Source organism: Marinobacter sp. C2H3 (assembly GCF_037080155.1).
In the GTDB taxonomy this organism is placed as follows: Bacteria; Pseudomonadota; Gammaproteobacteria; order Pseudomonadales; family Oleiphilaceae; genus Marinobacter.
This window is the reverse complement of record NZ_JBBBNZ010000001.1, coordinates 1-12,595: the sequence shown is the minus strand read 5'-3', so window position 1 is coordinate 12,595 and position 12,595 is coordinate 1. Positions and strand designations below refer to the sequence as shown.

Sequence of the window (12,595 nt, the reverse complement as noted above, 5' to 3'; positions counted from 1 at the left end):
ATCAAGGAAGACCAATGGCAGTCATCGGAATTGATTTGGGCACCACCAACAGCCTGGCGAGTATCTGGAGGGACGACGGACCGGTCATTATTCCGAACGCCCTCGGCGAGCTGCTGACCCCGTCCGTGGTCAGCGTGGATCAAAGCGGCAACGTGCTCCTTGGCCGGCCCGCCAAGGATCGCCTGGTCACCCACCCCCAGTCCACGGCCTCCCAGTTCAAGCGCTTGATGGGCACCTCAGAGCGGCTGGCCCTGAACGGCGCCAGCTATTCCGCGGAAGAACTATCTGCACTCGTCCTCAAGCAGCTGAAAGCCGACGCCGAAGCCTACCTCGGTGAACCCGTCGACGAGGCCATCATCAGCGTTCCGGCTTACTTCAATAACAACCAGCGTAAGGCCACCCTGACCGCCGCGCATCTGGCCGGCCTCAACGTCGAGCGGCTGATCAATGAACCCACGGCGGCCGCGCTGGCCTATGGATTGCGCGAGGAAAAGGACGAGAGCACCTTTATCGTCGTCGACCTCGGCGGGGGCACCCTGGACGTCTCCATTCTCGAGAAATTCGACGACCTGCTGGAAGTACACGCCACCAGCGGCGACAGCTTCCTCGGTGGCGAGGATTTCACCCGGGCCCTGGTTGCGGGGGTGCTCGCCAAATGGCAGCTCGGCACACAGAAATTGAGCCGGGAAGAGCGGGCGCACGTGTACCGCGTCTGCGATCAGGCGAAACAGGCCCTGTGCGAGGACACCCAGGTTGACGTGAGCGCCTCCATTGGCGGCAAGGTCCTGGAGACGACGGTCACCCGGGACGACTTCCTGGGCTATTGTGCCGGGTTGCTTGATCGTCTTCGCGCCCCACTGGAGCGAGCGGTACGGGATTCCGGGCTGAGTCGCGACGGATTTGACGACGTCATCATCGTGGGCGGGGCCTCCCGCATGCCGATGGTGAAGAACGCCATCGGGCGCATGTTCGGCCGCATTCCCTCCGCCAACCTGGACCCCGACCTGGTGGTGGCCATGGGGGCCGGTATCCAAGCCGCCCTGAAACAACGCAACCAGGCGCTTCGGGATACCGTGCTGACGGACGTCTGCCCGTTCAGCCTGGGCGTCGAATCCGCCCAAACCCTCGAGCAAGGCACACGATCCGGCTTTTTCTCCGTGCTCATTCCACGCAATACGGTGATTCCCGCCAGCCGGGTCGATCGTTTCTACACCGTGACCGACAACCAGCGTCGGGTTGAGCTGAACATCTATCAGGGCGAGCAGCGGCTGGTCAAAAACAACATCAAGATTGGCGAGATGACCATTCCCGTGCCGCCAAAGCCCGCTTCCGAAGAGGCGGTCGATGTCCGTTTCACCTATGACATCAACGGCATACTCGAAGTGCAGGCCAGCGTTCCCAGTACCGGCGTCAAGGACCGGCTGATCATCCAGAACACCGCCACCGAGCTTTCCGACAGCGAGATTGCGTCCGCCCTGGCCCGTCTGGACGCCCTCAAGTTTCACCCCAGGGAAGACAGCGCCAACATCGCGGTCATGATGGAGGCGGAGCGGATGTTCTCCGAGGCGCTCGGTGAACAGCGGCAGTTCATCGGCGACCTGATCGTCCAGCTGGAAAACGCCATGGACTCCCAGGATACACAACGGGTAGAGGTGGCGCGCACCGAGGTTGAACAGCAACTGGATGCCATCCGTCGGCACTGGGGGATGTGGTGAACGCCTGGCAGTATCTTGGCATCCCGCCGAACAGCGATAAGCGAACCATCAAAACCGCCTACGCCCGGCTCGTAAAGGACTGTCACCCCGAGGAAAAACCGGACGAGTTCATGGCCCTGCGCCAGGCTTACGAAATGGCGATGTCGCGGGCCGCCGCCCCCCGGCCGCGCGACGAAGGCTTCCCGACAACCTCGCCGGTGGCGCCGTCCCCTGCCTCATCCTCACCCAGACCTTCGGCGGAGCCCGTTGCGGCTGAGCCCGGTCCCGCCGAGCCCAAGCCTGAGCTGGAACCGCAGCCAATCTCACGGCCCCAACCGGTATCGGCGGAGCGCAAGCCGGTGGATGGCAGGGAGGTCCGTCGGCTGGCCGAGGAACTCGCCGCCTGCGTCGAGCAAACCGCTGGGAGCGCGTCAGCGTTCAAATCGGCCGAAGCGCTCCTGAATCATCCGCTCCTTGAATTCATGAACGTGCGGGATGCCATTGGTGACCACGTTCTTACCGTAATCTGGCGGATGGTCTCGGCAGCGCCTCCGAAATCCTGCCCGGTGGACCGGCAGGTTCTCCTCACCCTGGATGGCGTTTTCGGCTGGAGTTCCGGCTTCCGGGACGTGCCTCGCCTGCCCATGGATAACCTCTACCTGCTGCTGGACGCCGCCCATACCAGCGAGATCGAGCGCAGCAATCGCCTGGGATGGAAGTGGCTGGGCCGCCTGATGGCCAGGTCCAAAGGCCGTATCTCCCGCCTGGAATGGTTGTTTGCCTTTCTGGTGCTTGTGTCCGGAACGGTGGCGACCCTGGGCATCGTTCAGGGCGTCATGAACGCCTTTCACGGAAACCGCTACCATTCGTCAATCTTCATCATCGCCATGTTGCTGGCGATCGTTTCCTTCTTCGCCTTTACCACGAAGCGCAGTGTCGACGCGGGCGTGACGCCCACCGCGATGCTGATCATCAGCTGCATCTTCCCCGGCGCGCTGCTGTTTTTCATTCTGGGCTCGCCCAAAGAACACAGCCGGTACGAAGACCCCAGGAACACATTCACCGACCCGCTGGATGCGGCGTACTGGGACATTCGCGGCCACCAGAAGCGCTACAGCATCGGCCGATGGTTCCGCGCCTTTTTCAGGAAGCTCTCGCCCCGATTACTCTGGGGCCTGGGGGGCTACATCGTTGTGGGTTTCACGCTATCCAGGCTGATAGCACCCTGATACCGGCATAACAGCCCTGCACCGGAGCGCCACGATGGCGCGTCCGGCTGGCACGCGTTACGCCTCGGGCTTTTGCGGCGTCAGGGCGCTGTTCGTTTCTCCATCTCGCTCCGGTAATCCGACCCCAGCGACGTTTTCTCGTGCTCTCCCAGCACCTTACCGGCGCTGGGGAACACTTCTCGCTCTTCTTCCTCCAGATGATGCCGTAGCTTGTGGGCAAGGTTTTTCGCGTGCGCGAGCCACGCGGACGAATCCTGCCGGGTGTCGGACACCGCGTCCATCAGCTCATCAAGCTCGTGATGCTCGGCCACACTGTGCCGGGCCTTTTCCTGCGTGGCGTCAAACTGCATCAGCGGCACGTAGAAATACCGCTCTTCCGCCAGCGCGTGGTCTTCAAGCGCCTTCTTCAGGTTCAGAAACAGGCGATCACGCTCATCAGACGCGCCGCTGGTTGCCAGCAGTTGATCAACCAGCGCCCGCTGCCGGTCATGGTCGGCCCGAAGTTCCTCAAAAATCGTCATCTCGGAGTGCCTTTGTCACGCTGAATTTCGCGGCGCCACGGGTTGATCACCATTGGCCGCCGCACAAATCGTATCTTTCTGATGCTTATTTTCTACGGTGCCCGTGCGCCGTTGGTTCAATAGCCAATCCTGGTTGGCGCTTCCTCCAACCGCGCATCCCAAACGGCTTTGCAGGATGAGAAGATGTGCGCCGTAGGCACCATTGCAATGTACGAGAACAGACATCCGATACTAGAACACGTAGACCACTTCACCGAGGATGTCCGCAGCTGGCACAAAGCCCCAGATCCGGCTGTCCGCCGAATTGTCCCGGCTGTCTCCCAGAAAGAAGTAGCGCCCCGGCGGCACAACCACCTGGACCGGAGGCAGCGAACCACCGAAATCCAGCCTTTGGACGAAATAGGACTCATCGCCCAGTGATTCCCGGAAAACGTTACCCAGACGGTTGTGATAGGCCAGTTCCTCACGTACCGCCTGGCCATTGATCGAGATACGCCCGTCGACAACCCTAAGCCGGTCACCAGGCAGCCCCACCAGTCGCTTCACATAAGGCGTGGATTTATGGGGTGGATAGAACGCGTACACCCCTCCTCGCTCAAGGCGTGGACCGCCCCGGGATTCGTCATCGGTCAGTTCTATGCCGAACGTCCCGTAATGGCCGTATCCCATCTTGCTGACAATGATCCGGTCACCGGGCTTCAGTGTGGGGGCCATCGAGCTGGCAGGAATGGTGAAGGGCTCGTACAGGAAGGCCCTGATCGGGAATATTGCACAGAAGATAACGCCATAGATGGCCGGTATTCCCCACCATCGGGAATACCAGCGTCGTGGCGCCGATGGGTCGTAATGCCTGATCGAAAAATACGCGTGGACAGGGCAAATCACACTGAAAGCCAGTCCCCAAAAACTGCCGAGTGACCAGTCAATGAACGCCGTCACCACAACCGCGGCAAAATAGATCCAGAACAGCATCAAACGATTCACGTACAGGAACGTGAACGGCTGGAGCAGCACGCCCAACACAACGGCAATCCAGGCCTTGGGCTTCCAGAAGTCATCCATGAGTTCTTCCTTTTCAACAGTCTATGCCGGGCCGGCAATCATCACCCACGGCCCAGATGATGGCGGTCCAATCGCCGGTTGGAAGGGTGGCGAGCCCATTGTACGTATGCCGACGACCCCTGTCCCGAATCACCTCTCAGCGTCACCAGGTTGTTCCACAAGTCGTCGCCGACTTGATCCAGATTAACGCGCCACCAGGCGTTTGGTGGTTCCATGGCGCATAGAGGACGACGCCATTTGGAGATGAACGCTCCCTGCGGTTATCGGCTCGCCTCCGTCAGCCAATTGCGATAGGCGGAGCACTATCGTGAAAACCATCGCCAGCATCAGTCTCGGATCGTCCGGGGAGGATTACTCCTTCGAAGCCGACTTTCTCGGTGAAGCCGTCAAGGTGATTTGCCTTGGCGCCGACGGAGACCTGGAAAAAGCCGGCCAACTGCTGGACACCGTGCGCGCCCAGGCGGACGCCATCGGCCTGAGCATTCCGGACACCGCCAACAGCACCCTTCCTGCTACCCGAAGCGCCAACATCGCCTACCTGAAACAGCGGGCGCCGGAAGCCTGCATTGGCACCGGAGAAGCCCTGCGCGGCCTGCTGCAGGAATGGGCGGTCCGACACGTGCAGACCGCCCTGGGGCATTTCTTCGATAACGCCCGGGTACTGATCCTGGACGGCCGCAGCAGCGGACCGATCGCCCGCGCGCTCAGTGAATACACCGACAACCTGACCTTCGCCAACCCCTGGCTGGATTTCCGCCTCCCCCGGCTGCTCACATCACCCGGGCAGATGGACACCTATTCCCGGTTTGCCGGCAAACTGCTTGAACGCCCCGCCACTCAGTGGATTCGCCACACACTCTCGCAGAGCCTACTGGGAACCCTTGGCAAACCATGGACCGACGGCGCTATACGGCATGCCGTCGCTGAATCTCACGTTATCGTGGCCACCCCGAACCTGTTGCAGGCCCTCAAGGAGTTCGACCTGGACGGCAAGACCGTCCTGACCTCCCGGGTCACCGGGGACACACTGGCCTGGCTGAAAGCCCGCAAAGTCGCCATGGTGGTGGACGACAGCCCGTGGCTGGCCGGCCGCCCCGTCGGCGTGAACGTTCTCGAGGCGCTGATCTGCGCGACACGATCCCGAAGCCCGGAACAATTGAGCGCCGACGACTACCTTCTGGCCATCTACGCCACCGGCATCGAGCCCCGGATTCTCTACCCGGACGGCTATCGCCGGATCAACCGGTTCGCCTTTGTGATTCACCCCCTGTCCCAGGAATACCTCGCCAAGACGCATCCGTTGGACTGGATTGCGGAGATTTCCCCCAGGCCAATCATGAACCTGGTGGAAAAAGCCGTGGCCTACACCCCACCCTTCGTCTACTCCAAAGTCGCCGGCATCCGCTCGCCCACCGGCGACGAAGCCGAGGGCTGGCTGATTACCGTCGGCGGCACGCCCCATGAAATCATGGCCCATCGTCCGGAGTTCACCTACGAACGCCTGCTCGCCGCGGCCCGACTGGCCAGGACGCTGGGCGCGCAGATCATGGGGCTGGGTGCGTTCACCAAAGTGGTGGGCGATGCCGGCGTGACCGTCGCCCGACGCGCGCCCTTACCCATCACCACCGGCAACAGCTACAGCGCGTCTGGCGCCCTCTGGGCCGCGCACGAAGCCGCCAGGCGTATCGGCCGGGTGCGTATCGGTGACAGCGGCCGGCTTGCCGGCAACGCCATGGTTGTCGGCGCAACCGGCGCCATTGGTTCGGTGTGTGCCCGGTTACTGGCGAAAGCCGTAGAGAACCTGTACCTCGCCTCGCCCGAGCCCGCCAAGCTGCTGACGCTCAAGGAAACCATCGAACGGGAAACCCCGGGCGCCCGGGTGCATCTGGCCGCCTCGGCGGACCGGGACATCGCCGACATGGACATGGTCGTCACCGCCACCTCCGGCGCCGGCAAGCGCATTCTGGACATCATGAAAGTCAAACCGGGGTGCGTGATCACGGACGTGGCCCGGCCCCTGGACATTCCCGCCGAAGACGTCGCCAAACGCCCGGATGTGCTCGTCATCGAGTCCGGCGAGATCGAACTGCCCGGGCAGGTCCAAATGAAGGACATCGGCCTGCCGCCCGGCATCGCCTACGCCTGCCTGGCCGAAACCATCGTGCTCGCGCTGGAAGGCCGCTTCGAGAACTACACCCTCGGCCGCCACATCGAGTGGGAGAAGGTTCGGGACATCTACAAATTGGGCCTGAAACACGGCATGAGACTGGCGGCCATTTCCGGGGTGAACGGGGTGTTTACGGAGGAGGATTTTGAGCGGGTTCGGAGGCTTTCGGCTCCGACAGGCATCCCGGAACATCGGACCGTTTGACGGTTAGCCAAGGCCTGGCCCACGCACCGGTCTGGAGCGGCGAAGCGGTGGGAAATAGGTTGCCGTGCAGCCGATTATTAAATCCTTTGAAGAACCGTCCGAAGGTGTTGGCAAACCAGAGCCCCTCAAACAGAGCCTCGCCGGGTACTGGTCTCGCCGAATCAACGAAGAACACTGAGTAGCTTACAAAGTTACGGATGACGCTGTGCTTATTGCCTAGCTCCAATATCACTGATGATTTACAACGGTGCCCGACTATGGCGTCCGTGGAGGCGCGTTAAGCCCATAACGAACTGGAACAAATGATTAGGCATTTCTCTCAAGCCACGTTTCGACATCTAGCACCTCGTCCTTGGCAACGCCAAAGTGCTTGTTGAGCCATTCGGCCGTGATTGCATAAATGAGTAGCCAACGCGTCGGTTGATGAGGAGACGACCGCGCCAAAACAAAATTCTTGCTACGCTCAAGAGTCTGAAGCTCGTAAACTTTATTGCGAACGCCTTCAGGGTAATTTGCATGATAAAACTGCACCTCGAACCTGCGGTTGCCTCTCGGCGTGATTTCATCCACCCGAATCGGGGAATAAGATCTGATTTCCGCGCCAAACTCCTCGCCAATTATTTCAGCGGCGTACCAACGACTCTTCTTTAATGCGAACCTATCCATGGATATGCCTAACGTCGAAGATAAGCGGCCGCCTTGGAGCGCAGCGGAAAAGGGGGCCGGTGGAAGACCCTAAGGCCGGAACGTATGTGATTGATTTTTCATGCTTTATTTAGAGACTAGAGTCCTACACCCCAAGAAGTACCCAACACTGACTCTAGTTTACAGGCCAGCTCGTTATACTCATCACCCCAGCCATTCTCCAACGCCAATTCTTGAAGGTTGGCAGTCGGCAACGACAGGCGCATTACGCCATCAGTTGGCGGGTTACTGAGCAAGAGATCCATATTTTGGATCGCCCGATCTCGCTCAGCGTACCTTAAACCATCGTCACTAGCTGCGGCCCTCCTTCGCAGTTCCTCAAGAGCTATTCGAGCTGTCTGATCAGTGTCCATGCCTGGTGCCCAACGCTGAGTCTCAGCTGTGCGCGCCTTTGGCGCGTCTGCTAGAGACTTTTATGAGGTGGTACCTTTTTTCATCAGGCCGATTGTATTTAGGGCTTTACTTAATCTTGTTTTGACTCCTGACCATTTGTAATGTGGGGGTAGCTTATTTAAAGATATATCATCGTATTGCCCAGTTATGTCCTTAAAACAAAATGAGGACTTTGAACTTTTCTGGATTAAAAATTGATTAAATGGTAAAGCGACAATGGGGAGATCCATCGCCTCCGCGAAATAGATGCTGAATGGGCAAACAAGCGTAGGTTCAAAACGAATATCGTGCTGCCATGGGCTGGGGGCGAAGTCGTCACCCGCGATAAAGCCGCCATTTTTTATTTTTGGGAATAACTTAATTAAATCAATGGTTATGCCCCTCAAAGTATGGTCACCGTCGATGTATGCAAAATCGAGAGATTCATCAGGGATTTTTTCAATAACTTCTTTGGTCCTACCTCTAAGCACAAATACTTTATCAGACGCAAAATCTATTTTTCTCATGGCTTCCATATAAACATCGTCAAAAGTTTTAGTGTCGACATTAAATGGCTTATTCCAGTCTGGCAGCGTGGCCCAAGGATCAATCATGTAATATTTTTCTATGTTTTTACACTGCTCAAGAATTTCCTTGGCGAAATCCCCTTTCCATATGCCTACTTCTACCAATGTTTTCACCTTGGTAGCGTTTAGTACTTTCCGCCACAGCTCGAACCGAGACGTTGAGCTAGATACTATTTCTAGAAATTCTCTATCTTCAATATTCATTTCTAATCCCATGTAGATGACACCTAACAATTAAGCTTACAAGCGACCAAAACCATAGCTTTGGCAAGCCCAGTGAGCGAGGCGAAAGGCGTTGAGCGCATTGTTAGCAATCAATAGCACTATTTTCCGCTTGAATTTTTCTTAAAATCTTCTCACGTTTCTTTTGGCTTAGCTCTAGAGTTTTGAATTTATCTAAATTTGACTTGATCAATTCATAGCAACGGTGGGTTGCGTAGACCTCGCTTAGAACTCTTTCTTTAATTTTTTTAAAGTCTTTAGACTCGTAAAGCTCCCATACGCTTTTCCCGGAAGCAAATTTAAGGCCGGATATGTATTTGTTTAGAATATGGCTTTTAGTTTTTGGATAAAGAAAGCTATTTTGGTTTTTGAATGTTGCAATTGACAATTGGGATAGATCTATAACTCTAAAGCTGTTTTGAAAGGTAAATGCTTCCGAATTAGTTAGGATGCCAAATCTTTTAAAGAGCTCAAATAGTATTGGTATATCTGATGATGTTATTCCGATGCCGCAAAGAACTGGCGAGATTGCGCCATTATGGGCATTCCACACGATTTCATGTGCGCCTTTGAGGATATTGTGTATTCTTTGCAACAGTTCTTTCTCGGAGCGGTGCTCCCAAAGCCATAGAGACTTTGTTTTTTTGTATACCTCTGACTCTGTTATGCCGAAGTCCTTCTCGGGGTTTGCCAGTAAAAAAGAGCCACCCAATATTTTGCAACTCTTGTCCCATGGGTTGTAGCAGAGCCCTGTTTTAGATCGGCTATTTTTCGGAACGTAGAATTCAAGGTCAAAAAATATAATTCGACACTTACCTAATATTGCTCGGCTATTTTTCATTTCTCGCCTTGATTTTGGTCCTACCCACGAAAAATAGACACCCGGTTACGTGCATCTGCGCTCATATTCCACCGGGCTGAGATAGCCCAAAGCGGAGTGCCTTCTCTTTCGGTTATAAAACACTTCGATGTACTCGAAGATAGCGGATTTGGCCGCAGTGATCGAATCGAAGCACTCGGCGTAGACCAGTTCCACCTTCAGTCGGCTGAAAAACGATTCCATCGGCGCGTTGTCCCAGCAGTTACCTTTTCGACTCATGCTGGGCACACAATCCTTTGAGCGCAGGTAATCCTGATAACCGGTTGAGCGATACTGCACACCGCGGTCCGAATGCACAATCAGCCCTGGGCTCACCTCTCGGCGACCATAGGCCATGCTCAGGGCATCGGTGATCAGCGTCTCGGTCATACTCACGTCCAGTGACCACCCGACGATGTAGCGAGAGTGCAGGTCCATCACGGTGGCCAGATACAGCCAGCGGTCTCTCACCCAGATATAGGTGATGTCTGTCGTCCACTTCTGGTTCGGTCGTTCAGCGGCAAACTGACGCCACAACAGGTTGTCTGCGACGTTGGTCATTGCCTCTGAGGAGCCGCTGTACTTGAACGCCTTGCCGTTCCGGGCACGTATGTCCTTTGCCCGCATGATCCCGGCAACGTAGTTGACCGAACAGGGTGTGCCACTGGCGGTTAACTCCCTGGCAATGCGTGGGGCACCATAACGCGCCTTGAAACTCTCGTAGGTCTCCATAATGGCTGCTTCCGTCTCTGCCCGGCGTTGCTCCCGGAGACTGATCGGCCGCTGTTTCCAGCGATAATAGCCGCTGGCTGACACGCCCATCACCCGGCACATCAGGCGCACTGTGTAACACCGACAGAATTGCGCAATCAGCGCGTACTTCACTCTTGGGACTTCGCGAAGTACGCAGACACCTTTTTTAGAAATTCATTTTCCTTTTTCAGAGTGTCGTTCTCGCGCCGGAGTTTGCGTATGGCTTCGCTCTCGGCCTTGGAGTAATCGACGCCATCAACGCTGTTAAACTGCTTGTCGGATAAACGAGTGAACTGACGCCGCCAGTTGTAGATCTGGCCCGGATGAATACCCAGCTCTCGGGCAACCGACGCTGCTGTATTGCCAGGTTGATCGGATCTGCGAACGGCTTCCCGACGGAACTCTTCGGTATAGGCTTGGGTCTTCTTGCGGCTCATGGAGCACCTCCGTGCTAGGGGCCACCCTAACTATAGAAGGTGTCTACTGTTCGTGGGTAACTCGGACACTTAACGCCGCCAGCATGCGCGGCTACGGAATGGAGGCGAAGCCGCAATGTAGTAGGCGTCGCCGTGCCTGGCTTGGTTAAATGCCGTACTCACGCTCCACCCTTGCCACACGAACCCGAAAGCTGGAGTACCATTTCTGATGGCCAAGTCGCTGAGCTTCTCGATGCTCTGCGTTCTTTTTCCAATTAGTGATGGATTCCAGGCTTTCCCAGTAAGAGACCGTGATACCCAAATTCTCCCGCACAGACTCTATACCCAAGAAACCTGGTTGGGATGCCGCCAACTCGACCATCCTGTCTGCCATTTCCCCGTAACCGTTGTCACCCTCGGTGCGATGGCTACTGAAAATGACCGCGTAATACGGCGGCTCAGGAGTTTTGGCTATCTCTGACATAGATCCCTCTAGGCATTTAACGCCCGCCATCACCGGTGACAAAACCGGCGCGAAGCAGAGGTTTTGGTATCCGGTGCATGGCCTGGTTATACGATTTTCGTAGCCTCAACTTGATCATTTTCTTGCCAGCCGTCTTCCTGAGGAAGAACATTGAATTGGTCTGGCCAGAACATAACCAGAGCTCGAAACGGTCTTTGATAGTAATTCGCGGCAGTTCCAAGATACTCATCGAATGCTTCTGGCCTTACCGATTGAAAGCAAACGTCGAAGTCGCCGCCAATGACATCTGGAACTCTCGTCCCGGGCTCAAACACTGTGCCATTTTGAATATCCATCGCTATGTCGGCGAGGATTGAGTGAGACACGTCTCTGCCTAGGCCAAAAATCATTATCTCAGGATGGCGATAGCTTTCCTCAAAGCCGATAGAGTAGGCGAAATCAGAATGCTTTCCCTCCGGGTCAAAAACATAGAGACAATGCCACCCGTGAGCCTCAATATCTTCAGCTATCGTTCCCATCTATCTCCTCGTATAACGCTGAGCACAGGGGCGCCCAGTCATGGGCGTCCAGCGGCCGTAGGCCGCGTCCTGATGCGACTGGTTAAATGCCGGTTACCCGGTAATTCATTTCGGCACCCAACCCGAATGCCAACTCCCGATACTGTGGACCAGCAAGACCCATGGCGCCAGGAACCAGGACACTGAATGGGCGGAAACTGCCCGATGGATACGCCGGATTGCCCTGCAACCAGAAAACCGAATTACCGATCTTCACCGCTGAACAACTGACGGCTGTTTTCTGCCTGCCGGCAACCGGCGGAGCAGAGGGCAAACACCAAACCTAAGAACACCGGAGCAAGGCTTTTAACGCCGCCAGCACGCGCGGCTTTGGAATGTAGGCGAAGCCGCAATGGAAAAGCCGTCGCTGTGCCTGGCCTTGTTAGCTTTGCGGCTCTCACTGTGATCTTGCAATTTTCAATGCCTCTTCACATGCGGCTGACTCTGACGAGAAGCTTCGCTCTTCGTTTACTTGACCTCTTTCGTGGACTTTCACTACCCATTTGGATGGACCAGATTTTGTGATTGTGACATCCATATCTGCGGAAAGCCTGTGCCTGTAATTTTCACCGTCCCCAGCGTAAGGCCAGAGCTTCGAGTGAAGGATCTTGTGAAGTTCTGCAATGTTCACAGTGAAGTTAACGCTGAGCGCACCGGCGGCCTGACAAGGCCGTCCGAGTGACGCGACTTGTATGGATAATTTCTGCCGTGTTTGGGTAAATTGAGGCCCACCCCCAGTGGCCGCTGGGGGCCTTCATGCAGC

12 protein-coding genes and 1 pseudogene are annotated in these 12,595 nt (G+C 56.4%); 4 read left to right on the top strand and 9 right to left on the bottom strand.

The window, feature by feature from the left end:
• The first annotated feature begins 14 nt into the window (after nt 1-14).
• Both V3388_RS00065 and V3388_RS00060 read left to right on the top strand, forming a co-directional pair.
• Nucleotides 15-1,715, top strand: coding sequence for an Hsp70 family protein (locus tag V3388_RS00065; RefSeq protein WP_336365475.1), 1,701 nt, complete (start codon nt 15-17; stop codon nt 1,713-1,715).
• A complete protein-coding gene (locus V3388_RS00060; RefSeq protein WP_336365474.1) occupies nt 1,712-2,923 on the top strand; it encodes a DUF805 domain-containing protein in 1,212 nt (403 codons plus the stop codon). Before V3388_RS00065 ends, V3388_RS00060 begins: the two co-directional genes overlap by 4 nt.
• A gap of 80 nt (nt 2,924-3,003) precedes the next feature.
• Here V3388_RS00060 and V3388_RS00055 read toward each other — a convergent pair whose 3' ends face one another.
• A complete protein-coding gene (locus tag V3388_RS00055; RefSeq protein ID WP_336365473.1) occupies nt 3,004-3,444 on the bottom strand; it encodes a hemerythrin domain-containing protein in 441 nt (146 codons plus the stop codon).
• Nucleotides 3,445-3,675: 231 nt separating this feature from the next.
• Complete coding sequence (gene lepB / locus V3388_RS00050) at nt 3,676-4,506, bottom strand: signal peptidase I (protein WP_336365472.1); 831 nt, start codon at nt 4,504-4,506, stop codon at nt 3,676-3,678.
• Between the two features lie 307 nt (nt 4,507-4,813).
• Here lepB and V3388_RS00045 point away from each other — a divergent pair, with 307 nt between their 5' ends.
• Both V3388_RS00045 and V3388_RS00040 read left to right on the top strand, forming a co-directional pair.
• The gene (locus V3388_RS00045; protein ID WP_336365471.1) at nt 4,814-6,877 is read left to right on the top strand and encodes a dehydrogenase; all 2,064 of its coding nucleotides are present in this window, start codon (nt 4,814-4,816) and stop codon (nt 6,875-6,877) included.
• Nucleotides 6,878-6,968: 91 nt separating this feature from the next.
• A pseudogene (locus V3388_RS00040) lies at nt 6,969-7,055 on the top strand (type II toxin-antitoxin system YoeB family toxin); the annotation flags it as partial.
• Between the two features lie 128 nt (nt 7,056-7,183).
• Here V3388_RS00040 and V3388_RS00035 read toward each other — a convergent pair.
• From V3388_RS00035 to V3388_RS00005, 7 genes are all read right to left on the bottom strand, one after another.
• Complete coding sequence (locus V3388_RS00035) at nt 7,184-7,543, bottom strand: hypothetical protein (RefSeq protein WP_336365469.1); 360 nt, start codon at nt 7,541-7,543, stop codon at nt 7,184-7,186.
• Between the two features lie 452 nt (nt 7,544-7,995).
• Nucleotides 7,996-8,745 carry a class I SAM-dependent methyltransferase gene (locus V3388_RS00030; RefSeq protein ID WP_336365468.1) on the bottom strand — a complete coding sequence of 250 codons (750 nt, stop codon included), beginning with the start codon at nt 8,743-8,745 and terminating at the stop codon, nt 7,996-7,998.
• A gap of 103 nt (nt 8,746-8,848) precedes the next feature.
• The gene (locus tag V3388_RS00025; RefSeq protein ID WP_336365467.1) at nt 8,849-9,604 is read right to left on the bottom strand and encodes a hypothetical protein; all 756 of its coding nucleotides are present in this window, start codon (nt 9,602-9,604) and stop codon (nt 8,849-8,851) included.
• A gap of 45 nt (nt 9,605-9,649) precedes the next feature.
• Nucleotides 9,650-10,507, bottom strand: a complete 858-nt coding sequence (locus V3388_RS00020; protein WP_336365466.1) for an IS3 family transposase — start codon at nt 10,505-10,507, stop codon at nt 9,650-9,652.
• Nucleotides 10,504-10,812 carry a transposase gene (locus V3388_RS00015; protein ID WP_336365465.1) on the bottom strand — a complete coding sequence of 103 codons (309 nt, stop codon included), beginning with the start codon at nt 10,810-10,812 and terminating at the stop codon, nt 10,504-10,506. The genes V3388_RS00020 and V3388_RS00015 overlap by 4 nt, the downstream gene beginning before the upstream one ends.
• 145 nt (nt 10,813-10,957) lie before the next feature.
• Entirely contained in the window at nt 10,958-11,275 is a 318-nt protein-coding gene (locus V3388_RS00010) for an antibiotic biosynthesis monooxygenase family protein (protein ID WP_336365464.1), read from the bottom strand.
• 86 nt (nt 11,276-11,361) lie between these two features.
• Nucleotides 11,362-11,793, bottom strand: coding sequence for a DUF4262 domain-containing protein (locus tag V3388_RS00005; protein WP_336365463.1), 432 nt, complete (start codon nt 11,791-11,793; stop codon nt 11,362-11,364).
• Between the last annotated feature and the right edge of the window lie 802 nt (nt 11,794-12,595).

Bases quoted from the DNA above. Each gene is read 5' to 3' on its own strand.
- V3388_RS00065 (WP_336365475.1), top strand. From the start codon at position 15: ATGGCAGTCATCGGAATTGATTTGGGCACCACCAACAGCCTGGCGAGT.
- V3388_RS00055 (WP_336365473.1), bottom strand. From the start codon at position 3,444: ATGACGATTTTTGAGGAACTTCGGGCCGACCATGACCGGCAGCGGGCG.
- lepB (WP_336365472.1), bottom strand. From the start codon at position 4,506: ATGGATGACTTCTGGAAGCCCAAGGCCTGGATTGCCGTTGTGTTGGGC.
- V3388_RS00035 (WP_336365469.1), bottom strand. From the start codon at position 7,543: ATGGATAGGTTCGCATTAAAGAAGAGTCGTTGGTACGCCGCTGAAATA.
- V3388_RS00030 (WP_336365468.1), bottom strand. From the start codon at position 8,745: ATGAATATTGAAGATAGAGAATTTCTAGAAATAGTATCTAGCTCAACG.
- V3388_RS00025 (WP_336365467.1), bottom strand. From the start codon at position 9,604: ATGAAAAATAGCCGAGCAATATTAGGTAAGTGTCGAATTATATTTTTT.
- V3388_RS00015 (WP_336365465.1), bottom strand. From the start codon at position 10,812: ATGAGCCGCAAGAAGACCCAAGCCTATACCGAAGAGTTCCGTCGGGAA.
- V3388_RS00010 (WP_336365464.1), bottom strand. From the start codon at position 11,275: ATGTCAGAGATAGCCAAAACTCCTGAGCCGCCGTATTACGCGGTCATT.
- V3388_RS00005 (WP_336365463.1), bottom strand. From the start codon at position 11,793: ATGGGAACGATAGCTGAAGATATTGAGGCTCACGGGTGGCATTGTCTC.